This window comes from Nocardia sp. NPDC003999 (assembly GCF_053604885.1).
The window spans coordinates 311,916-335,699 of record NZ_JBSGIB010000005.1 but is presented as its reverse complement, the minus strand read 5'-3'; the positions used below and the strand labels follow the sequence as shown (position 1 = coordinate 335,699).

Here is a 23,784-nt window from a genome sequence, read left to right as displayed (position 1 = left end):
CGGGGCGGGAAGAACCGGCCCGCGCGCGGCCGGTCCGGCGGGTCGTCCCGAACCTCGCGCAGTGTCCACCGGCCACCATCGCCGCACGCGCCAGAACGTCGCAGGTCGACAGCCGGACCATCGGCGGCCGACATCCGCTCGACCGGCGCACGACGCGGCACCTACACGGCCGGGCCGATGCGTCTCCGTCTGCCGGACATACGATCCGATCGTCACCGGACCACCGGTTGCGGCAGCACAAGAGCGAACGGTCCGATCCACTTCGGTGGCGCGCCGCTCGAGGTGGCGCTCCTCGGCCGACCAGCGCCTACGTGGTGAAGCCTGATGCGGTCTTCAGCGGCGGTAGCGTCGGGGTATGAGCATCATCGAGGTCGCTGTTGTCGGCTACGGCCTGGCCGGATCGGTCTTTCACGCTCCGCTGATCGCCGCGCAACCGCGGATGCGGGTCGCTGCCGTGGTGACCTCCTCGGAGGAGCGTGCCGAGCGGGCGCGCGCCGAACATCCCGGTGTGCGTGTGGTGCCGCACGCCGAGGAGTTGTTCGCCACGCCGGACGGCATCGATCTGGCTGTGATCGCGACACCGAACCAGACGCACGCGCCGCTGGCCGGGCAGGCGCTGGAGGCCGGGCTGCCCGTCGTGGTCGACAAGCCGTTCGCGGTCGCGGTGGACGACGCCGAAGATCTCGTCCGGCGCGCGGAGCGGTCCGGCCTCGCGTTGTCGGTCTTCCAGAACCGGCGCTGGGACGGCGACTTCCGGACGGTGCGTGAACTCGTCGAGACCGGAAGACTGGGCCGGGTACGGCGTTTCGAGTCCCGGTTCGAACGGTGGCGTCCGGTGCCGAAGGGCGGCTGGCGGGAGGTCGGCACGGACGAGGAGGGCGCGGGCATCCTGGTCGACCTCGGCAGCCACTTGGTGGACCAAGCCGTGACCCTGTTCGGCCCGGTGGCTTCGGTGTACTGCGAGCTGGACCGGCGGCGGGAAGGGATCACCACCGACGACGACGCGTTCGTCGCGCTCACCCACACCGGCGGTGTCCGCTCCCACCTCTGGATGAGCGCCGTCGCCGCGCAACTCGGCCCGCGTTTCCGGGTGCTCGGATCGGAAGCCGGGTATGTGACCTACGGGCTGGACCCGCAGGAGGAAGCACTCCGATCCGGTCGCCGCCCGAGAAACGATTCCCCTTGGGGCACAGTCGATGCCGAGCGCTGGGGCGTGCTGGGCGCGGAACCGGACTTCGCCCCTGTGCCGACCGCACCCGGCGCATACCCCGATTTCTACTCCGCCATGGCCGCCGCGCTGCTCGACGGCGCTCCGGTGCCCGTCGACCCGCGCGACGCCGTCACCACCCTGCGCCTGCTGACGAAAGCACGCGAGTCGGCGGCGCTGGGTGTGACCGTCACCGCTTGATCGGGGCTGGCCACCGTTGGCCAGTCGCACCGAGAGCACCGGTCGAACTCCGCGTACCCAGCCGTCATCCTGCAGGTGGAGCAACCCCTCAATGCGGCGCTATTTGGCGATCGCAGGCGAGTGGGACAGCGCACTTCAACGGGACCACGTCACCTGGACCGATCGCCGGGGACCCGTCAAGTCCTCACCGGGCCCGTATTCGAAGCTCTTCGCGTCCCGACCACGGCGAGCTGAGAAGTTGAGCCCTCGTCACCTGGCCTGGATCGGATCGGTTGTCGGAGGCATGTCCGGATCCTCGATTCAACGACGTCTGTTTCCGCGCAGGCGTGGAATCCCTTCGGATACGCGGCAGCTCGCGAGAGCTTACTCCCGACCGATGCCATACCCCAGGGCATGATATCTCCATCCGGCCGAAAACCATGTTTTCGGATCCAAGCAATTGCGTCCGTCGAGAATCGTTCGGCTGCGCACGTGATCGCGAATATCGTCCGGTCTGAGCATGGCAAATGCCGGCCAGTCGGTCAGTACGAGAACCGCATCCGCTTGTGAGCAGACCTCGGTGACTGAATTGCCGTAGCGCAGCGCCGGGAATCGGGACCGTGAGGTTTCCATGGCCCTGGGGTCGTATACCGCGACTTCCGCATCCAGTCGCAAGAGTCGCATTGATACTTCTAACGCCGGAGAGTCGCGCACATCATCGGAGTTCGGTTTGAACGCTGCGCCGAGAACGGCGATGCGACGTCCGGATAATGTTCCGTCGCAAGCTTCTAGAGTAAGTTCGACCATTCGAGTGCGGCAGCGACTGTTGATTGCATCGACTTCGCGGAGCCAGTTCATGGTCTCGCTGCAACCCAGTTCCTCGGCGCGTGCGACGAGAGCCCTGATGTCCTTCGGTAGGCAGCCTCCACCGAAACCCACGCCTGCCTGGAGAAAACGGGAGCCTATTCGTGTGTCTCGGCCGACCGCGTCAGCCAAGAATCGCACGTCCGCGCCGCTCGACTCGCAGATCTCAGCCATCGCGTTGATGAACGATATCTTCGTGGCAAGGAAGGCGTTCGCCGCTGTTTTCGTCAGTTCTGCTGTCGCGAGATCACTGACAAGAAACGGAATATTCCGCTTGATCTGCTGGTCGTAGACTTTGCGTAGGACAGCTTCCGCGCGCCCCCTCTTCTCTGTTCCGATGACGACGCGATCAGGGCGCAGCACGCCCTCGACGGCGCAGCCTTCTTGGATGAACTCTGGATTCCAAGCAATTTCGACAGCTTCGCCACTCGGGCTGGCCTCGAGCGCGATGGCTTTCAATCGGCTTGCGGTTCCCACCGGCACAGTCGATCGTCCGATGAGCAATGTGGAGCGATTCATCAAACCACTCAAGGTCGTGACGGCAGTTTCAAGGGGCCTGAGGTCGGCCGAGAGAACTCCATCCTTCTGAGGCGTTCCCACGCACAGGAAGCAGACGTCACTCCAATCTGCACCTTCGCGGTAAGAGGTGGTAAAGCGGAGACGCCCGGTTTCGATTCCACGGGCCAGCAGTGCATTCAAGCCCGGCTCGTAGAAAGGCGCTCTTCCGGATTGCAACGAGGCTATGAGGTTCTCATCGATGTCGACACCGAGAACGTGATGCCCGAGTTCTGCCATGCAGGCAGCATGAGTTGCGCCGAGATAGCCGGTGCCGAACACTGTCATTCGAATCGACATAGCGAGCAACGGTAATCCCTCGATAGCCGAGAGTCTGTCCGGCGAACGGTGTAACTTGTTCCGGCCCAGTTGCTTCATGCCGATCTGCCGACCATCGGTGTCGATGATCTCCCGTTACCCATCCACGCCCGGAGCGCACTCGAATGATCTGGTGGCCGGTGAGATCTATTGCGAGGGCGACGTCGCAGTCGAGGCAGTCGGCACCTCATCATAGTCGAATTCGAGCTGCCAGACAGTCATTCGATTCGATGACAGCATCGACGCCTTCCAGGTTGCAGACTTGGTCATAACCGTCGAATACGAGAACCAGCCGAGGGCGATGTGCGGGCGCAGGATTCGGCCCCTCGACGTGGCAGGGCGATAACCTTGCCCGCAGCCTCCCGTTCCAACGCGGATGCGACAAAGAAAGGAGCCGTGACGAAATGGAAGTCCAGCTTTCATTTAATTGCGATGGAAACCGAGCAGGGAAATATCATGCCTGACATTTTCGGGCTCACTGAACGCTCCTCTCGAGCACAGTGCTGCGCTCGTCGCGTCGACCCCATTATTCGAAGGTAGAAAACGCATGCCCCTGCTGCTGGATGGCAACGGATTGACGCTGGCCGAGGTGGCGAAGGTCACCGCAGATCGCATGCCGGTCTTGATAGCCGAGGATTCGAAACAGGCGATGCTCGCATCCTGCGACCTCAGAAACAAGTTGCTGCACAACGGCAGCACGATCTATGGGGTCAGCACCGGGTTTGGCGACAGCGTTATCCGGCAGATCGGTGCCGTGAAAGCCGCCGAGTTGCAACGCAATCTCATCCGGTACCACGTCAACGGCACCGGACCCGACGCGCCGACCGACGTCGTCCGGGCGACATTGCTGATTCGGGCGAACTGTCTTGCCAAAGGCAACTCCGGTATCCGTCCGGAGGTCGTCGCTCGGTTGCTGTGGCATCTGGACAACGATGTACTACCACGCGTCCCCGAACGCGGCTCGGTGGGCGCCAGCGGTGACCTCGTTCCCCTCTGCTACGTCGGATCGGTACTCCTTGGCGAGGGACAGGTGTTCCACCACGGCCGGCTCAGGGCGGCCGACACGGTACTCGCCGAGTACGGGTTGAGACCGATTGCGCTGGAGCCGAAGGAGGGGCTGGCCCTCATCAACGGGACGTCATTCTCGTCGGCGTTCGCCGCCGTCGCCATAGTGCGGGCACGAGCACTGGTCGCCATCGCTGAACTGTGCTCGGCCATGGCCGCTGAGGCCGTCCTCGGCAACCGCGGCCACTTCGCTCCGTTCATCCACGAAGCCAAGCCCCATCCAGGCCAGCTCGCCTCCGCCGCGGCGATCGCGAAGCTCCTCGCCGGTTCCGACCTGGCTTTGGACCATGAGCAAGTGGTCGAACGCGCCGGTGGCCTCGGAGGACGGGACTATGCCAGGTTGCGACGCTCCATTCAGGACCGATACTCCATCCGCTGCGCCCCGCACGTGATCGGCGTTCTCCGCGACACCCTGGAGTGGGCGACAACTTGGGTGGAGACCGAAATCAACTCTTCCAACGACAACCCGCTGTTCGCCGTGGAAGCCGGCGAGGTCCACAGCGGTGGCAACTTCTACGGCGGGCACATCGCGCAGTCCATGGATTCGCTGAAGACGACCGTCGCTAATGTTGCCGATCTGCTCGACCGACAGCTCGAACACGTGGTCGACGAGAAGTTCAACAACGGCCTACCGGCCAACCTGGTGCCGTGGTTCGAGCCGGAAGACCGGCGCGCCGGTCTGCACCACGGTTTCAAGGGCATGCAGATCGCATGCTCGGCGATCACCGCCGAGGCCTTGAAGCAGAGCGCGCCTGCCAGCATCTTTTCCCGGTCCACCGAGGCGCACAACCAGGACAAGGTCAGTATGTCGGCTATGGCGGCCCGTGATGGGCTGCACGTCGTGGAACTGGTCGAGGAGGTGACCGCGATCCACCTCCTCGCCTTATGCCAAGCGCTGGACCTGCGCGGTGTCGCCAGTTCCGCCGAACCGGTCCGAGCTGCCCACGCGCTGGTTCGTGAACACGTGCCGAAGCTCGAGGAAGACCGTGCCATGGAAGACGACATCCACGCTGTGTTGGCGCTGATTCGTTCAGGGAGGCTGCGAAAGGGACTTCCATGACGCAAGAGCGGACCGGAATTCCTGTCCACGACACCGTTTCCGGGGCGGCACGCGTCGAATCGCATCGAATAAGGAGATCCTCATGAAGCAGCGCCCGTTGGGCACGACCGGCATGAACGTTTCCGTTCTGGGGTTGGGCACTTCAACCTGGGGCGCCACCACCGATCGAGACGACGCCTCGAAGCAACTTCGGGTGTTCATCGAGGCCGGCGGTACTTTGATCGACACCGCCGACGTGTACGGAGGCGGGCGCGCCGAGGAGATCGTCGGCCAGTTGGTCGGGACGGTCGTGCGCCGCGACGACATCGTCCTGGCCACCAAGGCCGTCGCGGTCCTCGACACCCAGAGCCGCAGGCAGAACGCCTCCCGTGCACATCTGCTGTCGACGTTGGACAGATCATTGACCAAGTTGCATACCGACCACATCGATCTGTGGCAACTGCACGCATGGGATCCGGCCGTCCCATTGGAGGAAACCCTGGCCGCGACCGACACCGCCGTGCGGGCCGGCAAAGTCCGCAACGTCGGTGTATGCAATTACGCGGGCTGGCAGACGGCCAAAGCAGCAACATGGAAGCAGCTGAATGGCGTCGCACCACTCGCTTCCTGTCAGGCGGAATACTCGCTGCTGGAGCGGGGCGTTGAACGCGAGGTCGTGCCCGCGGCGCTGGACGCAGGCCTGGCGGTGCTGCCGTGGGCCCCACTCGGACGGGGTGTGCTGACCGGAAAGTACCGAGGCGGAGTACCGGCTGAGCGGGCGAACAGCCACTTCTTCAAGTGGTACGTCGGGCCCTACCTCGACGCCCGGTCCGCGCGCATCGTAGACGAGGTCGCCGCCGCCGCGGAAAAACTGGCCGTGCCACCGCTGGCAGTGGCGCTCGCCTGGGTCCGGGACCGAAATGGAGTCGTCGCGCCGCTGGTCGGCGCCCGCACCGTTGACCAACTGCGGGAGTCGCTGACCGCGGCCACTCTCCTCCTGGAACTACCACCCGAGATCCGTAGCGGTCTCGACGCCCTGTCCGCCCCGCACCGGGGCTATCCCGAGATTGGCATTTGAGGAGATCACGTCGTGAACGTCGAACCAGTCAAGCTGCTCAGTCAGTCGTTCATGCATGACCCCTACCCGACGCTCGCGTCCCTGCGACGTGGCTACGCCGCGATCCCGGTGGAGAACGGCGGCTTCCGAATGTGGGTGATCACCCGCTACGACGACGCCAGGACGCTCTTGTCCGACCCCACGTTGCACCGCGACTTGGTCAAGCGCCGGCACGCGATCCTCGAACACAATCTGGTGGACATCGAGCGTCGACCGAAACTGCCACGTGAACTGCGACGCAGCATGCTCGATCAGGACGGGGCCGACCACCGCAGAATTCGCGGCATCGTCGCCAAGTTTTTCACGCCGTCCCGGCTCGCCGCGCTGAGGCCCAGGCTCGAACAGCTCGCTGATGAACTGCTCGATGGTCTCCCGGTCGGCGAGGCTGTCGACATCATCGATCAGTACGCCAGGCCGCTGTCGGCGATATGCCTTTCCGAAATGCTCGGCGTACCCGATCACATGCGCAACGGATTTCCGGTGTGGGAGACCGCGATCCTCACCGCTCCGAGTAAGGCCGAGGTGGAAGATGCGGGTCGGCAGCTGCAAAGGTTCGCTGGCGAGATCATCGCGCTCAAACGTGAGCAGCCACATGGGGATCTGTTCACCGAACTCGTTCGAGCCGCCGCAGCGGGATTGCTGGACAGCGCTGAACTGGTCTCCACGATCACCCTGCTGCTGATTGCCGGGCTGGAGCCTACCAGCGCGATCGGAAGCGGTGTCCTCGTCCTGCTACGCCACCCGAGCCAGCTGGCGCGGCTGCGCGCCGACTCCGATTTGATGGCCGCGTGCATCGAGGAGATTCTGCGTTTCGAGACCCCGTTCCGGATGCTCACCCCACGCTACGTCGATCATCCGCTAGACCTGGACGGTGTGACCATCCCGGCAGGGGAGTTACTGCTGATCTCGACCGGCTCGGCAAACCGTGATCCGAGCCGCTTCGCCGAGCCCGACCGCTTCGACATCACTCGCGACACCAGGGGACACCTCGGGTTCAGCCACGGCAGCCATCGATGCATGGGCGCTGAACTCGGCCGATTGGAGACCGTAGTCGGGCTCGGGAGATTGTTGGCCCGGTTCCCGGCAATCGCGCTGGCGGTCGCCCCGGAGGAGGCGCGATGGCGGCCCGGCATGTTCATGCGCCGCCTCGACTCGCTGCCGGTGGTGCTGGGATGACGGGCGTCGAGCAGGTCATGCTGCCCGATGGGCGAAGCGTGTGGAAGGTCTCCGAGTACGCGCTCGCCCGGCAGGTGATGAATGATCATCGATTGTCCAACGACACCGCCACAATGGGCGACAAGGCACCACTTGCCTCGCTACCGCGGACAGTGCGTGAACTCGCGGCGCGAGACATGCTCAACGCCGACCCGCCACAGCACACCCGACTGCGCCAACTCGTAGCACACCGTTTCACCATGCGCAGCACGAGCGCCATGCGGCCGGTCGTCGAGAATATTGCCGAGCGACTGCTGGACGGTCTCGAAATCGAGGCGCCGGTTGACCTCGTCGGACAGTACGCGCAGCCGCTGCCCACCTACGTGCTCGGCGCCATGGTAGGGATACCCGAGTCCGACTGCCCGGACGTGCGTCGTTGGTCGGACACTTTCGTCTCCGGGCTTCTGCCGGTCAGCGACAGCCTGCTGAACGCTACGGCATCGTTGCTCGACTACTTGGACAACCTGATTCGGCACAAGCGTCGCGATCCGGGCCAGGACCTGATCTCCGAGCTGATCGAGGCAAATCTAAACCACGGGGAACTGAGCTCCATGGTGTTCGTGCTGCTTATCGCGGGACAGACCGCAACCACACAGCTCATCGCCAACACACTGTATCTGCTCCTGACGAATCCCGACCAACTTGATGCCTTGAGAGCGGAGAAGACGCTGCTCGGGGGTGCCGTAGACGAGGCGCTGCGGTATGAGCCGCCGCTGCAGGTTTCAGTGTTCCGGATGACCCGGGAACCACTGCTGATCGGGGACACCCGCGTCCCAGCTGGCGAGATCGTGCTGTGCTCGCTGAAGGCCGCCAACCGCGACAGGTCCCGGTTCATCGAGCCGGATCGGTTCGATGTGCGACGAGTCGACAATCAGCACTTGTCGTTCGGCTTCGGCATCCATCGCTGCCTGGGGGCGAACCTGGCAAAGGTAGAAGCAGAAGTTGCCATAGGAGCCCTGCTGCGTCGTTACCCGACGCCACGGATTACGAACTCCCTGAAAGACCTGCCCTGGGTGGAGGCCGGAATCATGCGCAAGCTCACGGCCCTGCCGGTGCGGCTCAGGGCTGGGTGACGTCCGTCTTGGTGAGCGTATGCGCGGCTCGCCCTCATTGAACCGAGTCGGGCTGCCGCCCGCGCCTTTCCACCGCTGTAAGACCAGGAGTTCGTAGTGCACAACAAGGGGATCGGGTCGTGGACGGCCCGTCGGGAACTGAAGTCGCCGCACCGGGTGGCCGTCGGGTACAGGGGGAAAGAGTGGACCTACCGACAACTGCACGAACGGGTGCTGCGCCTGGCACACGGGCTGCGTGACCTCGGTGTACAGCGCGGGGACCGGGTAGCCTACCTCGGTCCGAACCACCCCGCGTTCCTGGAGATGCTGTTCGCCACCGGCACACTGGGCGCGGTCTTCGTGCCGGTGAACATGCGCCTCGCCGGCCCGGAACTCGGCGCCCACCTCGATGACTCGGGTGCCTGCGTACTCGTCTACTCCCCCGAGCAGGCCGCGGTGGTGCAGCAGATGCGCGGGCAGCTGACCATATCAACCCTCGTCGCACTGGACAGCGACTACGAGCCGATGCTCGCGCGCAGCCCCGCCGAGCCGATCGATGAGCCGGTGTCGTTGAACGACCCCTGCGTCATCATGTACACCTCTGGTACCAGCGGACGAACCAAGGGGGCCGTGCTCACCCACGGCAACATTATGTGGAACAGCATCAACGTTCTGGTCGACGCCGACCTGGCAAGTGATGAAGTGGCCTTGGTTGTGGCGCCGCTGTACCACACCGCCAGCTTGAACATGACCTGCCTACCCACGCTGCTCAAGGGCGGTCGGGTGCTGCTCGAGTCGGCGTTCGACCCGGAACGGGCGCTAAACCTGATTGCAGCGCAACGGGTCACCTTCATGTTCGCAGTACCGGCGATGTTCCACGCGATTGCGAGTAGTGCCCAGTGGCCGACAGCCGACCTGTCCAGCCTCCGCACGCTGGTGTGCGGCGGAGCGCCAGTGCCGGATACCGTCATTCGCACCTACCTGGAGCGCGGGCTGTTCTTCATCCAGGGATACGGGATGACCGAGACCGCGGCGGGCGCGCTACTGCTGGACCGCTCGGAGGTCCTGGCGAAAGCGGGGTCGGCCGGGGCACCGCATTTCTTCACCGACGTACGAGTGGTACGTCCGGACCTGGCCGACTGTGCGCCGGGTGAAAAGGGCGAGGTGATCATCCAGGGGCCGAATGTCATGGCGGGCTATTGGGGCCAACCCGCTGCCACGGCGCAGCCGCTCACCGAGGGCGGCTGGTTCCACTCCGGTGATGTAGCGGTTACCGATGAGGACGGGCACGTGTACGTCATCGACCGGATGAAGGACATGATCATTTCCGGTGGCGAGAACATCTACCCGGCCGAGGTGGAGAAGGTCCTCGGCGATCATCCCGCAGTGGCCGATGTTGCACTGATCGGCATGCCCGAGGAGAAATGGGGCGAGGTCGGTCTGGCCTTGGTAGTACTGAAGCCGGGCGCCCGAGCAGATGAGGCGGACCTGCACGGCTTCCTTCTCGACCGGATCGCCAAGTACAAGCTTCCCAAGTCGTACCGCTTCGTGGCCGAACTGCCCCGCAGCGCCGCGGGCAAGTTGCTGAAGACGCGGCTGCGCGGGGCATACACAGGCAAGAAAGAAAGTTCCGTATGAGCATCATCGTCAACCACGTGGAAGAACTGAAGAAGCAGGTCGACGTCGGTCTCCCCAGCCTGCCGACGGTGACCCCCACCCGGGTGGACATCAGCGCCGACGCGTCCCACGAGCAACAGCGCGCACACGGCCGAGGAAGCGCTATCGGTGTTAGGGGGGCGGTCAGAGAACACGGCCTTCGCGTGAAGGCGTTGTCGTCGGCCCGCAGGGTCGGTCGTCAATGATGAAATCTTCGCTCCCACCGCGGGGACCTTCACGATCCGAATGTGACACCTGGGAAAAAGCAGGCTATCTCGAACGGGTCGGGGTATTCGACAGGCCGATGTGTAGGGCGATCGTTTCGCACTTCGAGAGCACCGGCCGTCCTGCCCCAGTGGAGTGGTGGAAAGGGCACGCGGTATCGGACCGTTTCGTCTTTGACATCGCCACTTGTGACGAGATCCTTTCCTGGGTCAAGGCGATACTGGGGCCGAGTATCACCCTTTGGGGTGCGGAGTACATTCGACGAGTTCCCGGACAGGAGCACGCCTGGCATTCGGACATCGAAACACTGCAGTCCCCACGTAGTTTTGTCAGCGTCTGGGTAGGGCTTCATAATACGACCGAGCGGTCGGGGCTGAAATTTATCGCGGGGTCGCACTTGTTGGGAAAGTCGATCCAGCAAATAGCCTTCGAACGTCAGGTACCGCGCGCAGGTCTGGCGGAGAGTGAGGTCCTCGCGTGGGCACAGGAGATCTCGAGCCAGGCCTTTATAGGTCAACCGGAGGTAGGTGACGGAGATGCCATATTCTTCGCGGGAGGGATCTGGCACACATCGTTGAACAGAACTGAAAATGTCAGGGCCGCACTACTTCTCCAGTATGCCACCCCGGACGTGCCGATCGAGATTCTCGATTTCGATCGACTGGAATGGCCTTTCAGGTTCACGGATGTGCGCGCTCCAAGCGTGCTGGTCTCGGGCGGCGCCGAAGATTCGCCACAAGATATTCGCGGTGCCCCTCTGCACTCCGATGCCGGCTCCATTGATGACTCGATGCAGCTCCTCGACACCGCGACGCGGGAGTCGACAAGGTGCGCGCCATGGCCTCCCGAGAGCATCGGCGGCCTACCTTGAACATGCTCATCGAGATCGGATGTCTCCCGGCGACTCGATTACCAATCGATGAAGACGGAGCCCACCAGCCTATACAATAGTTCGGTATGGCCACGAAAACATGGATTACGCCCGACTCGAAGCGGTACAGGGAGGCAGAACATGTATCGGTTGACACAGCCACTGTCTCAACTTTTCGAGGCACGTCATTGCCAGGAGGCTGGGGGATAATATGACCGAAAGAGTCTGCGTCCGATGCGGTTCCCCCTCGAATTCGAGCATCAAGAGGCTTGATATAACTTCTGTCGGTAACGATGATGAAAACATCGCCGAGCGAGTGAGTTGCCCATATTACTCGAAGAGTGAAGTTACTCCCGAGGCTTTCGAAGCCAACCACAATATGGATGACTGCTTCAAGGATAAGTACAACTGCTGCTACTGTTCTCATCGCATCGTGGAGATCGAGGGCGGCAACTACTGCCCCTATGAATACCATGACGCAGAATCCAGGGAAATGTATTATCTACGACCGCGGGTTGCGCCCGAAAAAGGCAGTGAATATACCGCTCGCAAGTTGTCGATGACATACTGGGAATGTCCTGTCTGTAAGACTCTGATGGAGGTTTCCAGGCAAGAGCGTTGAACTGGACTACAACTGGTAGAAGTGGAGCAGCAGTGCGAGTCGGCTACTTGGTAGAAACTCCCATCACTATGGAGAAGCGTCTTTTTGGCGCACAAATTTCATTCATAGACCTTCTGTCCGAGCTGTCTAAGCGGGGTGTGGAGCCTTTCGTGGTCGTTTCCGAAGAATGGGAGCTGACCGACATACTGAGGATGCGCGGGATCAGCTATCTCGTGACGCCTATTTGGGAATTCTTCAACTCGCTCGATGGCGCGTATAAAGAGGTGCACAACGCAGACCTGCAAAGGGAGCAGAACCCTGCCTCCGAGAAATCTGTGGAAGACTACTTCAGGGCCAACGACGTCGAACTCGTTCATATGAACACCAGGTTCTGCGGACTGATCGGCGCGAGAGTCGCCGCACTATTACAAATTCCGTACATTTTCCACATTCGCGAGTTTCTTGCCGATGACTTCGGACTCGCCTTCCGGGATGAGGAGGCGGCAAATCGCCTTATCGGCGGCTCCTCCTCGCTGATTGCGGTATCGAATTCCATCGGCCGCCACCTCTCCGCTTTATACCCGGATACGAGAATCGACACAATCTACAACGGGGTCGATATCGCAAAATATTCCTGCGATCCCCAACTCAGATTCGGCGGCGAGTGCGTCAGATTAGCGATTGTAGGTCGAATAATCGAGCATAAAGGCCAGTTCGATGCTATTCGAGCGGTGGAAGCGCTCATAGGCACTACCCAAAAGGCGATCGAGCTTCTTGTGGTAGGGCACAGGCCAGACGAGATGACTGACTACGAAAAGTTCCTTGTGACATACGTCAGGGAACATCAGCTTGCGGAGTCGGTATCGTTCTTTCCGTACACCGATAAAGTAGAGGACATACTAGAGACTTGCGACATAGGACTCATGTGCTCTGCGATGGAAGCATTTGGCCGCGTGACGGTGGAATATATGTTGTCGCAGCTGTTGGTTATCGGAGCCGATGCGGGCGGCACGGCGGAAATCGTCTCACATGGAGAGAACGGCCTTCTGTATCCGAGAGGTGATTTTCGGCGGCTCGCGCAGTACATCCGGTCGGCGATAGAAAACCCCGACACTGCGAATCGGATGATCCGCGCCGGGAATGCAGAAGCGCTCTCTCGGTACTCTATGTCGAGAAATTCAGAGGAAGTTTTCGGCATATATCAGGATATCCTGGGTCTTTAGTGGTATTGACCATCGACGTACCGAACGCCGACACGCACCGAACGCCGAATCAGGCCGGACACGCGCGCGAACCGACCAGACGACAGGTCTCCGCGACCTCGTCCGGAGGTCGAACCAACAGCATCTTCTCGACCGCGAAAGTTCTCCGATAGTGCCGGCCGTGCGCCGATCCTGCGCTGTTCGTACTTGATCTTCCAGGCGTCGATCACCGCGTTGCAACCCTCCGCGTCGATAAGATCACGACACGTCCACGCGACGGATCGAGGCTCAACTCGCTTGCGTTAGGCTCTACCCCGGATGGATACCCCCACCACGGCCATGCCCGCGCCGTCGTCTCCGCACTGCTGCGAGAGTGTTGCCGACGCGCACAGTGAGTGGGTGATCCGGGTCCAACACCCGCTCGCAATCGGCCAGTATCTGCTCGTACAGGGTGATCGCGGCGCCGACCTGCCCCGCTAACTCGAAGGCGTAGGCAAGGTTGTGGCGGGTGATGAGAGTGTAGGGGTGATCCTCCCCCAGAACCCGCTGCCGATCGGCGAGCAACCGCTCCAACAAGGTGATCGCCTCACCGACCCGCCCCGCCTCCCGGTAAGCACCGGCGAGGCTATTGCGGGTGATGAAGGTGTCAGGGTGGTCCTCCCCCAGAACCCGCTCCCGATCGGCGAGCAACCGCTCCAACAGCGACATCGCCTCACCGACCCGCCCCGCCTCCCGGTAAGCGTAAGCAAGGCTGTGGCGGGTCCGGAGAGTGTCGGGGTGGTCACTGCCCAGGACCCGCTGCCGATCGGCGAGCAACCGCTCCAACAGGATGATCTCCTCGTCGACCCGTCCCGTCCCCCGGTTGGCGTAAGCAAGGCTGTGGCGGGTGCTGAGGGTGTCGGGGTGGTCCTCCCCTAGAACCTGCTCCCGATCGGCGAGCAACGGCTCCAACAAGGTGATCGCCTCACCGACCCGCCCCGCCTCCCGGTAAGCACCGGCGAGGCTATTGCGGGTGATGAAGGTGTCAGGGTGGTCCTCCCCCAGAACCCGCTCCCGATCGGCGAGCAACCGCTCCAACAAGGTGATCGCCTCACCGACCCGCCCCGCCTCCCGGCAGGCCTTCGCGAAGTTGTCGCGGGTGGTGAGAGTGTGGGGGTGGTCGTCTCCCAGAACCTGCTGCCGATCGGCGAGCAGCTGCTCGTACAGGGTCATCGCCTCGGCGACCCGCCCGGCTTCCCGGTAGGCGTTGGCGAGGTTATGGCGGGCGATGAGCGTGTGGATGTGGTCGGGGCCGAGATGGTGTAGGTGGTCGGTGTGGGTGCGCTCGGCCAAGGGGATGGCCCGGTTGAGGTCGGGGGCCTCGATCAGTTGCCTGGTGGCCCAGCGGCGGGCGGACAGTACGGCGGCGTGGGTGTCGGCACTGATGGCGGGGTGCTGATCGATGGCGCCAGATAGAGATTCGATGTGGTCGACCAGCCGGGTCCCTTCGCCCCGACGCCGGAACGCTTCATCCTGGTCGAACAGCTGCGGGGTCAGGACTGCGGCCGCGGTGGCGGCGAGGGTGTCGAGGGTGCCGGTGGCGTGGGCGCGTTCGCGTATCACTCGCCCGGTCAGCCGGTGCATCACCAGCACCGGCCCGGTTGCCGACCACGACACCAGCGACCCCTCCACACAACGGGCGATCGCTGCTCCCACCCGATAGTCCGGATCCGGGAACATCGCCGCTTCGACGCCGTCAGGAGATAGCATCGCTATCACCCCCAGCAACCAGCCCACCCTCGCGTCGAGGGCCGCGTCGCCGGTGGGAGCGGTGACGGTGTCGACCACCAGACCCAACGCTTGATCTACTGCCAGCCCGTACCCGCCCCCGCGCTGCTGCGGCATCGCCGCCGGTAGAGGTTGGACGGCCAGCAGCTGCCGATACCCGCTGTAATCGAGGCGGCGTACGGCGATCGTGGCCGCTGCGGCCGCCAGCGCCAGCGGCAGATCCCCCACCTCCCCGGCCAACCCATCGGCACCGGCAAGGTCGTCGAGCCCGGTCGCCCGCCGCAGATACTCCACCGACTCGGCGCGGTCGAAACCCTCTGCGGTATCTACGGTTTCACCGAATCCGGTGAAAGCGCGGTCGGTGCTCGTAATCACCACTTGAATCCCGCCACAAGTGGGCAGGAACTCGTCGAGGAAGTCCGGGTCGGTGGCGTTGTCGAACACCAGCACGCCCGACAGCCCTTGCTCGCTGTTGAGGTGATCGCGGAACCGCCGCGCCGAGACCAACGAGTCACCCTCCGGGTCGGCCACCCCCAACGCGGAAGCGGCCTCGGAAAGCCCGGCCAAAGTGCTGTCCCGGGTCTCCGCACCGATCCAGCCCACCATCCCCGGGACACCGGCGGCCATCACCTCCCGGGCATGAGCGGCGGCGACCTGGGTCTTGCCAGCGCCCCGCATCCCGCACACCACTGCCACCCGAACCCGAACCAGCGCATCCCGCAGCTGACTCACCTGGGCGCGATCAACGAAGTGCGCCGCCGGCCGCGGAACCGCGCCCACCACCACCAACCCCGGCACCGGCACCGGCGGCGCGTAGTAGTAGCGGATGGATTGGTCGATCCTCACCCCGCCGCCGATCCTGTTCCCGAACAGGGCAGTACCGGTCCCGGACCCCGGCACGGTGGGCGGGTGCGGGAGCGCGAGAGGACCGGGATTCAGTCCCGCGCCGGGCGAGGGCGGGGCGGCTCCTGCACCCCAGCCCGGATCCCGCGGATGTCGACCGTGCCCGCGATCTCACTGTCGCGAACCCGGGCACCGTCACCAGCGGAGGCCACATCGGCGATGGTCAACGCCCCCGCCCGCAATCCCTCCACATCCACACCCACCAACGACTGCGGGGCGTGCTCATGCACCGCCTCCAGCACCGCGGCCGCGGCCTTCCCGAGTTCCGCGTCACCGGCCGCCCCGGCGTCGGCGAGATCCTCGGCCAGCGACGCCTTCTTCGCCTCGGACTCCGGCTTGCGCTCCACCCCCGACACATCCACCCCGCCATACCGGCCCGACAGCAAGGACTTCAGCCCAGCATAGGCATCGTTCACCGCCTGCGCCGCGGTATCCGACACCCCCGTCACCGCACCCGCAGCGATCGCCGCCACCACCGCCGCCGTCACCGGATCCATCCCGACCGACCTCCTAGCTCACCTACCCGAGCGGCTCGACCGCCGACCGCACAACCTAGCCGAAAAACCGGTCGCGCACCGTCGTTCGAATAACCGACACCCCACCCCGACAGCAACCTCACCCGGCACGCTGCTCGCCACCGGCACCAGCGACGAGACGGTGTGGTTGCGGAGCGTGGACGAGTCTGCGTAGTCCCCCGACTGCCACGCTCCCCAGACTCGGACCGGAGACGAGCAGACCGCATTCCGAATCGATTCCCTCTACTGCCGACCCCGAACCCCTTCAGCACCGCCGAACCGTCGCAAGTTTCGCTCGAACAGCCGAACCCGCATATCTCCGCCGGCCCCCGCAATACCAAGCATGCGCGGCCGATCCCTACCGCGATCATCCACGAGACTCCGCATCGCCGAACCCGGGTACCGGTCGTCGTGCCGTTCCACGAGATCAACCGTCGGCTACGCCGGCAGCCTCAACCTCCTACACAAATACCTCGAACACAGGTGACCGGATCACCGCTCACCGAGACGCCTGACCTTCTGGATCACCACCAAACCCACCGACCTGACCGAACGGCGGCGTATCCACCTCGACGATCCCGAGGATCGGGGCTGGCCACCTTCGCCGCGACTCGATAACGTCGGTCCCCGGGATCGGCCGGTCCGGGCCGCCCTGTGAGAGGAGACCCGAATGGGTACAACGGTTTTCGCCGTGCTGCTGCCGTTGGCGCTGGCCTTGGTGATGTTCGGGCTCGGATTGACCTTGACGACCGACGATTTCGCGCGCGTGCTGCGGTATCCGAAAGCGGCGGTGATCGCGCTGGCGTGCCAGATGGTCCTGCTGCCCGCGGTGTGCCTCGGCCTGATCCGCCTGTTCGGACTGGAAGGCGCGCTCGCGGCGGGCATGCTGCTGCTCGCGGCGTCGCCGGGCGGAGCGTCGGCCAACCTGTTCAGTCACGTCGCCGGGGGGAACGTGGCGCTGAACATCACACTCACCGCGATCAATTCGGTGCTCGCGGTATTCACCCTGCCCGTGGTAGTGGCGCTGTCCTACGCCTTGTTCCTGGACGGCGAGGGTTCGGTCGGACTGCGGCCGGACAAATTCGCGCAGGTCTTCGCCATCGTGCTGGTGCCGGTCGCGATCGGCATGGTGGTGCACCGGCGGTTCCCGGAGTGGTCGCGGCGGATGCGCGGTGCGGTCAAGATCCTGTCCGTCGTGGTCCTCGCGCTGGTGATCGCGGCCGGAGTGGGCTCGAACCTGGACATCCTGACCGAGCACATCGGAGAGCTGTCCGCGATCTGCCTGACCTTCGCCGTGATCAGTCTGGCCGTGGGCTATTTCCTGCCCCGGCTGTTGCGGGTGGAAGCCGATCAGGCGATCGCATCGGCCATGGAGATCGGCGTGCACAACGCGGCGCTCGCGATCGCCGTCGCCGCTTCGGTATTGGACAACGACACCATGGCCGTTCCGGGCGCGGTGTACGGGGTTCTGATGAACATCCCGGCGGCGATCGCCGCGTATCTGCTGGCCAGGCGGGCGCGACGAGAGCAGCCCGCGCCCGCGCCGAGCATGGCGGGTTAGCCCGGGCAGTTCGCCGCGCGGACATGGGCGGTCCCGGTGGGTAGCCTCTCGGAGGGTCGACGCCACGAAGGGAGCCAGCTGCGCGATGCAACCGCTCGGCACGAACGATCCGGCCCGGATCGGGGACTATCGCCTGCTCGGCGTCCTCGGTGCGGGTGGTATGGGCAGGGTCTACCTCGGCCGGAACCCAGGAGGGCGCACCGTCGCGGTCAAAGTCATCCGCCCGGACATGATCGACGCCGAATTCCGGCAGCGCTTCCGGCGCGAGGTGGCTGCCGCGCGCCGGGTCGGCGGACAGTTCACCGCGCCGGTGCTCGACGCGGACGTCGACGCCGATCCCCCGTGGCTGGCCACCGGTTACGTGGCGGGATTCTCGCTGGCCGACGCGGTCGACCGGTACGGACCGTTCACCGAGAACGCGCTGCTCGTGCTGGCGCACGGGCTGATCGAGGCAGTGACCGCCGTCCACCGGGCCGGTGTGGTGCACCGCGACCTCAAACCGTCCAACGTTCTGCTGGCCCTCGACGGTCCCAAGGTGATCGATTTCGGCATCGCCCGCGCCGTCGACGACAGCAAGCTCACCACGACCGGAAAAGTTATCGGCTCACCGGGATTCATGTGCCCGGAGCAGGTGACCGGCGATCCGGTCGGCCCACCCGCGGACGTCTTCGCGCTGGGCGGCGTCCTGGTGTTCGCGGCGACCGGCCACGGACCGTTCGGCGTCGGCGAGACGGTGCAGATGCTGTGGCGGGTGGTGTACGAGCAGCCGCAGCTGGATGACGTGCCGGAGCGGCTGCGCCCGCTGGTGGCCGCCTGCCTGATCAAGGACGCCGCGGCTCGCCCGACTCCGGACGAGCTGTTCGCCCAGCTCACCGCACTGGGCATCCCCGACCGCGGCGGCTGGCTGCCCGCGCCGGTGCTCGAGGAGGTCGGCCGACGCGCGGTCGAGCTATTGGACCTGGACTCCGGCGCATTCGACCGCAGCCAGTTCTCCGCGCCCACGGATCGGGCGCGTACGGCCGACACCGTGGTCCGCCCCGCGCCACCTACCGATCCGCGGTACGCGCAGGGCGATCCCGGACGGTCGGCACACAGACCGACGCACTATCCCGGCTCGTCGCAGGCGGCCGCCACGTCCATGGGGCAACGGATTCAACCACCCGCGCAATACGATTCGCCCGGTGGTCCGGTCACCACCCCGGCACCTCGCGCACACAGTCCGAACCGCGTCCTGCTGGTCGCGGGAGCCCTCGTCGTCGGCATCGCGGTCGCCGTGGCGGCGTTCGTGGTCGGCGCGCAACTACGGCGCGATACCGCGAACTCGATCGCGCGGACCGCGACGCCGACCGACAGTGATTCTCCGACGTCCACCACCCGAGCCGGCGGCGACGCTCCGACGGCTACCGCCACGCAAGCCGGTGACGGGACGCCGACCAGCGCAGGCCCGTCGGGCACGAGCGTTCCGAACGCACTTGTCGGCGAATGGCAGGGTGTCGCGCGGGACATTCTGGGCAGCTACGACATCGTCGTGCGGATCAATCCTGGGAACGTCGGCGAGCAGGTCGGAGAATCGACCAATACCGGCAGATTCGCGCATCTGCAATGCGGCCGGTCCGAAACGCTCACGTCCGCCACGGCCAACGGTGTGGTGCTGACCGCCAGACTCACCAAGGATCCCGGCGGCTGCAACGATGACGGCGCGACGTCCCGGTTGGAGTTGCGACCTGACGGGACGCTCTCGTACCGAACCCGGGGTGTGGCAGGGGATATGACCGGCACCCTCAATCGCACCGGCTGAACGGCGCGGGCGACTGATTCAGGGGCGGCGAGCGGCGCACCGGCCCTCCACGAGAGGACGCGGCGAGGCGAGCCGCACGCGTTCGGCTCCGATGTCCCAGCGTCGAACCCATGCCCCGAGCGCTGTCGTCCGCGGGCGGTTAAGGTGCGGCGGTGGAAAGAGCGGAATTCTTCGAGCGCGGCGCTTCCATCGCCGATCGTCTGACGACGACGCAAGCGCAGCCGCCGTGGTGGCTGGTGGTGGCGGCCGCGGTGGCGGCGCTCGTGCTGGTGGGTTACACCCCGATCTGGCGGTTGACCCGCAATATCGTCACCATCGCGCACGAAGGCGGGCACGCCCTGGTCGCCCTGCTGACCGGCCGCAAGCTCAACAGCATCCGACTGCATTCCGACACTTCGGGGCTCACCGTGTCGAGCGGGAAACCCTACGGCCTCGGGATGATCCTCACCACCATGGCCGGTTACCCCGCACCGCCGCTGCTCGGTCTCGGATTCGCCGCGCTGCTGGGCGCGAGCCGGATCACGCTGATGCTCTGGACCGCCATCGTTCTGCTCGCCGCGCTGCTGATCAAGATCAGGAACGTCTACGGCGCCATCACCGTGCTCGGCCTCGGCGCGGTGGTCTTCGTGGTCTCCTGGTTCGGCACCGACACGCTGCAAGCGGGGTTCGCCTACCTGGGGGCCTGGTTCCTGCTGTTCGCCGGGGCACGGCCGGTGCTGGAGCTGCAACGAAGCCGCTCCCGGCAGCAACGTGCCCGCTATCACGAGGTCGACTCCGACGCCGATCAACTCGCCCGGCTCACCCGGCTGCCCGGCCTGCTGTGGGTTTTCGTGTTCGGCGCGATCGCCGTGGGTGCGTTGTCGCTCGGCGCGTGGCTGCTCGTCTCCGCCATCGCCGAAGTCTGCCTGCCGGGCGCGCCCTCCGGGTCCTGCTTCGCCGCTCATTGATCGCGGCGCTGCGCGGTCCGGTCGGCTCGGTTAGGCTTCGAACTCGCCCTGTGCCAACGCCTCACCTACGGCGATGGCGCATCGCCGTAGCGCACCCGCTTCGGCCGTCCGACGCAAGTTCGCGATTCACGACCTCCGGAGCCAGCATGGCGAGCCTCCTCGCGCGCACACCGATCAGCACTGCGCGACAACGATTTCCGATACTGGCCATGGCCGTCACCGCGCTGCTCGCCACGATTGCGCTCCATCCGGCCACAGGCCTCGCCGCGACGGCCGACACCGCCTGCGGCACACCGTTGACACCAGAGGAGACAGCCGCGATCGCGCGGCTGTCCGATACCGAGGCACCGGCTGGTTCCTCGTTGTGGCAGCTGGAGCAGGCCATCGACCGCCACCGGCAGATCACCGAAATCCTGGTCCGCCACCGCGACCTGCGCGGTGTGTTCGCCTTGGGGCTCGACGCGGTCGAGCAGGCCGCCGTCCTGCCGCTCCAGCGCGATCCCGCGTCGTTCGACGACCCCGAATGGGCGCACCGGATCAGTCTCGAGCTGCTGTCGCGTTTCCTGCGCGCGTTGCACGCGGAATTCACCGGCGCACCCGCCGAACCGCACTGGGCGCACTACTTCGAGCTGACCCGTCGCTGCGAGTTGCCCCCGGCCCGAGTGGCGATGGCCGGTTACGACGCGCATCTGACCGTCGACCTGTCCTATTCCGTCGCGGCGGTCGGCGGCACCGCCGCCAACGCGCGCGACTATTTCCGCATCGTCGACTCGATCGCCCAGCAGGGCGCGCTGATCGTCGACGAGACCAAGGCGTTCTACGGCGGTGACCTGGGACCGCTGTGGCGCTTCTACTTCGTCGGGGAGGGCTTGGACGCGGTGCTCGGCCGAGGCGTGGCGACCGGTCCGTTGCTCCGGCTGGCCGACGCGGGCGCCAACGTCGTCATCTTCGCGAACGGGATCGCCTTGCAGGACCCGGCGGCGGCACCCGCCGTCACCGCCGAGATCGACGCTTTGTGGCGCGGGCTCGATCTCGGTTTCGATCTCCTGTCCGGCCTCGGCGGCCTCTGACTACCTCTTCAGCGCCGCCACGGCGTCCCGGATCAGGTCCTCGGGCGGTCGTGTCGCGTCGAGGGTGTCGCCGCGCTCGTCGGCCGCGAGCCGCTCCAGCGTGGCCAGCTGGGAATCCAGCAGGCTCGGCGGCATGAAGTGCCCCCCGCGGCCCGCCATACGGCGCTCGAGTTCCTGCCGTGGCACGTCCAGATGCAGGAAGAACGCGTGGGGGGCCGAGACGCGAAGCCGGTCGCGATAGATCCGTTTCAGCGCGGAACACGTGACGACGGCTCCCTTCCCTGATCGCCCGGCCATCCAGGCGGCCAGGGCATCGAGCCACGGTGCGCGGTCGGCATCGTCCAGCGGCGTCCCCGCCGCCATTTTCGCGACGTTCGCGGGCGGGTGGAAATCGTCGCCGTCGGCGTACTCGACCCCCAATATGTCGGCCAAGCGGGTACCGACCGTCGTCTTTCCCGAACCCGACACCCCCATCACGACAATCATCGGCACATCGCGCACTCGAACCTTCTTCCCTGATGGTGACGGATCTTCGTGCGGCATTGTCATCCGCAACAACGTAGCGGCTGATTGCTTCGTCGGCCCGTGCAGTGACGATTCGCGCCGCCGCCGATACATTTCAAGGACCGAGACCGTGCGATGTCACGAACTTCCGTGAATTCGAATTCTGCTTCGTATCACGCCATTTCGTGAAAACGTGCGGACGACTGGATGGGAAGTACCGAATGTTTGCGACGACGCAAGGCACCGGCCTGGTCCGACATCCGAACCGCGACCGCGCGCTCGACCCACGGATGGTCGGCGGCGGAGGCGGTCGCTGAGGGACCGGCATGCCACCCACACGCGGCACCGCCGAGCCCGTCCCGGCCACCGAACACATCGTGCGACACCTGCTCGGCATCATTCCCCGCCGGCACGTCGAACAGGGGAATCTGCTGCGGGAGGAGATCCGCGCCACCGTCGCCCACTGCCTCGACCTGGCCACTTCCCTCGCCCCCGCACAACCGGCCCGCACGGTCGGCATCTTCGCGGCCGCCACCCGGTGGGCGGGCGTCGGGGTGCGCATGGACACCGTCCAGCATCTGGTCCACGAAGGTTTCCGCCTGTATCTCGACGAGTACCTGCGTGATTCGAACACGCCGCGGCACAACGACATACGCAGGCTCTTCGACGCCCTCCACGCGGTCACCACGACCGTCTCGCTCGCCTACCTGTCCGTCGCCCCCGCCGACGAGCAGACCGCTCCGCACGCCGTCGCCGCCGCACTGCTGCGCGGGCACCACCCTGCGAAGGTCTACCGGGAGTACGGCATTCCGGTCGCCGACCGTTACACCGTGCTCGCCGTGGCGGTCGACCGGCCCACCGAGGAGAATCCCGGCCGCCCCGCGGAAGGGCACAGCATCCGGCAACGCATGCAACTCTGCCTCGCGGTGCACTGCGGCAGGCACGTGCCCAGCCTGCTCAGCGCGATCGGCGGAACGATCCTGGTACCGGCGGCGCCGGTCGCCGCGGACCGCCTCACCGACTTGGTCGCCGCGCTGGCCGCGGTGGTGCCCGCGCCGCTCACCGCCGCCGCCATCGCCGCCGAGGCCGAGCAGATTCCCGGCGCCGCCGACCAGGCGCACGAACTGCTCGACATGGTTCGTCGCCTGCAGAGCCCACCCGGCCTGTATCGCTTCGAGGATCTGGCCCTCGAATACCAGCTCACCCGGCCGGGCCCGGGACGCGACCGGCTGGCCGCCCTGCTCGATCCGCTGGAGGGGCATCCGGAGTTGGTCGAAACCCTGCGCGAACACATCCGCAACGACTTCAACCGCAGGCGCACCTCCCGGACGATGTATCTGCACCCGAACACCGTCGACCATCGGCTCAAGCGCATCGGCCGCCTCACCGGCTTGGACACCGCCGTTCCGCACGCGCTCTACCGATTGCGCGCCGCGCTCATCGCACGGACCTACACGCAACCGCCGGGGCCCGAACAGTCCGCGCGATGATCTTTCAGCGACCGCGTCACCGGGCCGACCGCGCCGCGAGCGCCCCGATTCGGATTCCGGCC

General features: G+C 65.3%; 18 protein-coding genes. 14 read left to right on the top strand and 4 right to left on the bottom strand.

All coding sequences use genetic code 11. From position 1 onward, the window contains the following. The first annotated feature begins 355 nt into the window (after positions 1 to 355). Positions 356 to 1,408, top strand: a complete 1,053-nt coding sequence (locus tag ACWESM_RS14470; protein ID WP_452492108.1) for a Gfo/Idh/MocA family protein — start codon at positions 356 to 358, stop codon at positions 1,406 to 1,408. A 363-nt stretch (positions 1,409 to 1,771) separates the two neighbouring features. Here ACWESM_RS14470 and ACWESM_RS14465 read toward each other — a convergent pair whose 3' ends face one another. Beyond that, a complete protein-coding gene (locus ACWESM_RS14465) occupies positions 1,772 to 3,106 on the bottom strand; it encodes a UDP-glucose dehydrogenase family protein (protein WP_452492107.1) in 1,335 nt (444 codons plus the stop codon). Positions 3,107 to 3,671: 565 nt separating this feature from the next. On the opposite strand from ACWESM_RS14465, the gene ACWESM_RS14460 reads away from it, so the two are divergent. From ACWESM_RS14460 to ACWESM_RS14425, 8 genes are all read left to right on the top strand, one after another. Then, positions 3,672 to 5,249 (top strand): HAL/PAL/TAL family ammonia-lyase, encoded by a 1,578-nt coding sequence (locus ACWESM_RS14460; protein ID WP_452492105.1) that lies wholly within the window; start codon positions 3,672 to 3,674, stop codon positions 5,247 to 5,249. An 82-nt stretch (positions 5,250 to 5,331) separates the two neighbouring features. Next, entirely contained in the window at positions 5,332 to 6,306 is a 975-nt protein-coding gene (locus ACWESM_RS14455) for an aldo/keto reductase (RefSeq protein WP_452492103.1), read from the top strand. 12 nt (positions 6,307 to 6,318) lie between these two features. Next, a complete protein-coding gene (locus ACWESM_RS14450) occupies positions 6,319 to 7,521 on the top strand; it encodes a cytochrome P450 family protein (RefSeq protein ID WP_452492101.1) in 1,203 nt (400 codons plus the stop codon). Beyond that, entirely contained in the window at positions 7,518 to 8,633 is a 1,116-nt protein-coding gene (locus tag ACWESM_RS14445; protein WP_452492099.1) for a cytochrome P450 family protein, read from the top strand. Before ACWESM_RS14450 ends, ACWESM_RS14445 begins: the two co-directional genes overlap by 4 nt. Before the next feature lie 96 nt (positions 8,634 to 8,729). After that, positions 8,730 to 10,250 carry an acyl-CoA synthetase gene (locus ACWESM_RS14440; RefSeq protein WP_452492097.1) on the top strand — a complete coding sequence of 507 codons (1,521 nt, stop codon included), beginning with the start codon at positions 8,730 to 8,732 and terminating at the stop codon, positions 10,248 to 10,250. Further along, positions 10,247 to 10,474, top strand: coding sequence for a hypothetical protein (locus ACWESM_RS14435; protein WP_452492095.1), 228 nt, complete (start codon positions 10,247 to 10,249; stop codon positions 10,472 to 10,474). Before ACWESM_RS14440 ends, ACWESM_RS14435 begins: the two co-directional genes overlap by 4 nt. Positions 10,475 to 10,572: 98 nt before the next feature. Next, complete coding sequence (locus ACWESM_RS14430) at positions 10,573 to 11,364, top strand: phytanoyl-CoA dioxygenase family protein (RefSeq protein WP_452492093.1); 792 nt, start codon at positions 10,573 to 10,575, stop codon at positions 11,362 to 11,364. Between the two features lie 654 nt (positions 11,365 to 12,018). Continuing rightward, positions 12,019 to 13,188, top strand: coding sequence for a glycosyltransferase family 4 protein (locus ACWESM_RS14425; RefSeq protein WP_452492092.1), 1,170 nt, complete (start codon positions 12,019 to 12,021; stop codon positions 13,186 to 13,188). A gap of 288 nt (positions 13,189 to 13,476) precedes the next feature. Here ACWESM_RS14425 and fxsT read toward each other — a convergent pair whose 3' ends face one another. Both fxsT and ACWESM_RS14415 read right to left on the bottom strand, forming a co-directional pair. After that, on the bottom strand, positions 13,477 to 15,780 hold the full coding sequence (fxsT, locus tag ACWESM_RS14420; RefSeq protein ID WP_452492090.1) for an FxSxx-COOH system tetratricopeptide repeat protein: 2,304 nt from the start codon (positions 15,778 to 15,780) through the stop codon (positions 13,477 to 13,479). Between the two features lie 89 nt (positions 15,781 to 15,869). Further along, positions 15,870 to 16,334 (bottom strand): hypothetical protein, encoded by a 465-nt coding sequence (locus ACWESM_RS14415; protein WP_452492088.1) that lies wholly within the window; start codon positions 16,332 to 16,334, stop codon positions 15,870 to 15,872. A 688-nt stretch (positions 16,335 to 17,022) separates the two neighbouring features. Between ACWESM_RS14415 and ACWESM_RS14410 the strand changes: the two genes are divergently transcribed. From ACWESM_RS14410 to ACWESM_RS14395, 4 genes are all read left to right on the top strand, one after another. Beyond that, positions 17,023 to 17,913 carry a bile acid:sodium symporter family protein gene (locus tag ACWESM_RS14410; RefSeq protein WP_364433495.1) on the top strand — a complete coding sequence of 297 codons (891 nt, stop codon included), beginning with the start codon at positions 17,023 to 17,025 and terminating at the stop codon, positions 17,911 to 17,913. Positions 17,914 to 17,998: 85 nt separating this feature from the next. Then, positions 17,999 to 19,711, top strand: a complete 1,713-nt coding sequence (locus tag ACWESM_RS14405; RefSeq protein WP_452492086.1) for a protein kinase domain-containing protein — start codon at positions 17,999 to 18,001, stop codon at positions 19,709 to 19,711. Between the two features lie 152 nt (positions 19,712 to 19,863). Next, entirely contained in the window at positions 19,864 to 20,658 is a 795-nt protein-coding gene (locus ACWESM_RS14400) for a M50 family metallopeptidase (protein WP_355076378.1), read from the top strand. 146 nt (positions 20,659 to 20,804) lie between these two features. Next, positions 20,805 to 21,728, top strand: a complete 924-nt coding sequence (locus ACWESM_RS14395; RefSeq protein WP_397279837.1) for a DUF5995 family protein — start codon at positions 20,805 to 20,807, stop codon at positions 21,726 to 21,728. Here ACWESM_RS14395 and ACWESM_RS14390 read toward each other — a convergent pair whose 3' ends face one another. Further along, entirely contained in the window at positions 21,729 to 22,202 is a 474-nt protein-coding gene (locus tag ACWESM_RS14390) for a gluconokinase (protein ID WP_452492084.1), read from the bottom strand. Positions 22,203 to 22,558: 356 nt separating this feature from the next. Between ACWESM_RS14390 and ACWESM_RS14385 the strand changes: the two genes are divergently transcribed. Next, positions 22,559 to 23,722 carry a PucR family transcriptional regulator gene (locus ACWESM_RS14385; RefSeq protein ID WP_397279839.1) on the top strand — a complete coding sequence of 388 codons (1,164 nt, stop codon included), beginning with the start codon at positions 22,559 to 22,561 and terminating at the stop codon, positions 23,720 to 23,722. The last annotated feature ends 62 nt before the right edge of the window (positions 23,723 to 23,784 follow it).

Coding starts and splice junctions, on each gene's coding strand:
- ACWESM_RS14430 (WP_452492093.1), top strand. CDS start 10,573: ATGTGTAGGGCGATCGTTTCGCACTTCGAGAGCACCGGCCGTCCTGCC.
- ACWESM_RS14445 (WP_452492099.1), top strand. CDS start 7,518: ATGACGGGCGTCGAGCAGGTCATGCTGCCCGATGGGCGAAGCGTGTGG.
- ACWESM_RS14395 (WP_397279837.1), top strand. CDS start 20,805: ATGGCGAGCCTCCTCGCGCGCACACCGATCAGCACTGCGCGACAACGA.
- ACWESM_RS14460 (WP_452492105.1), top strand. CDS start 3,672: ATGCCCCTGCTGCTGGATGGCAACGGATTGACGCTGGCCGAGGTGGCG.
- ACWESM_RS14470 (WP_452492108.1), top strand. CDS start 356: ATGAGCATCATCGAGGTCGCTGTTGTCGGCTACGGCCTGGCCGGATCG.
- ACWESM_RS14435 (WP_452492095.1), top strand. CDS start 10,247: ATGAGCATCATCGTCAACCACGTGGAAGAACTGAAGAAGCAGGTCGAC.
- ACWESM_RS14385 (WP_397279839.1), top strand. CDS start 22,559: ATGCCACCCACACGCGGCACCGCCGAGCCCGTCCCGGCCACCGAACAC.
- ACWESM_RS14390 (WP_452492084.1), bottom strand. CDS start 22,202: ATGGGGGTGTCGGGTTCGGGAAAGACGACGGTCGGTACCCGCTTGGCC.
- ACWESM_RS14465 (WP_452492107.1), bottom strand. CDS start 3,106: ATGTCGATTCGAATGACAGTGTTCGGCACCGGCTATCTCGGCGCAACT.
- ACWESM_RS14415 (WP_452492088.1), bottom strand. CDS start 16,334: ATGGATCCGGTGACGGCGGCGGTGGTGGCGGCGATCGCTGCGGGTGCG.
- ACWESM_RS14405 (WP_452492086.1), top strand. CDS start 17,999: ATGCAACCGCTCGGCACGAACGATCCGGCCCGGATCGGGGACTATCGC.
- ACWESM_RS14455 (WP_452492103.1), top strand. CDS start 5,332: ATGAAGCAGCGCCCGTTGGGCACGACCGGCATGAACGTTTCCGTTCTG.
- ACWESM_RS14410 (WP_364433495.1), top strand. CDS start 17,023: ATGGGTACAACGGTTTTCGCCGTGCTGCTGCCGTTGGCGCTGGCCTTG.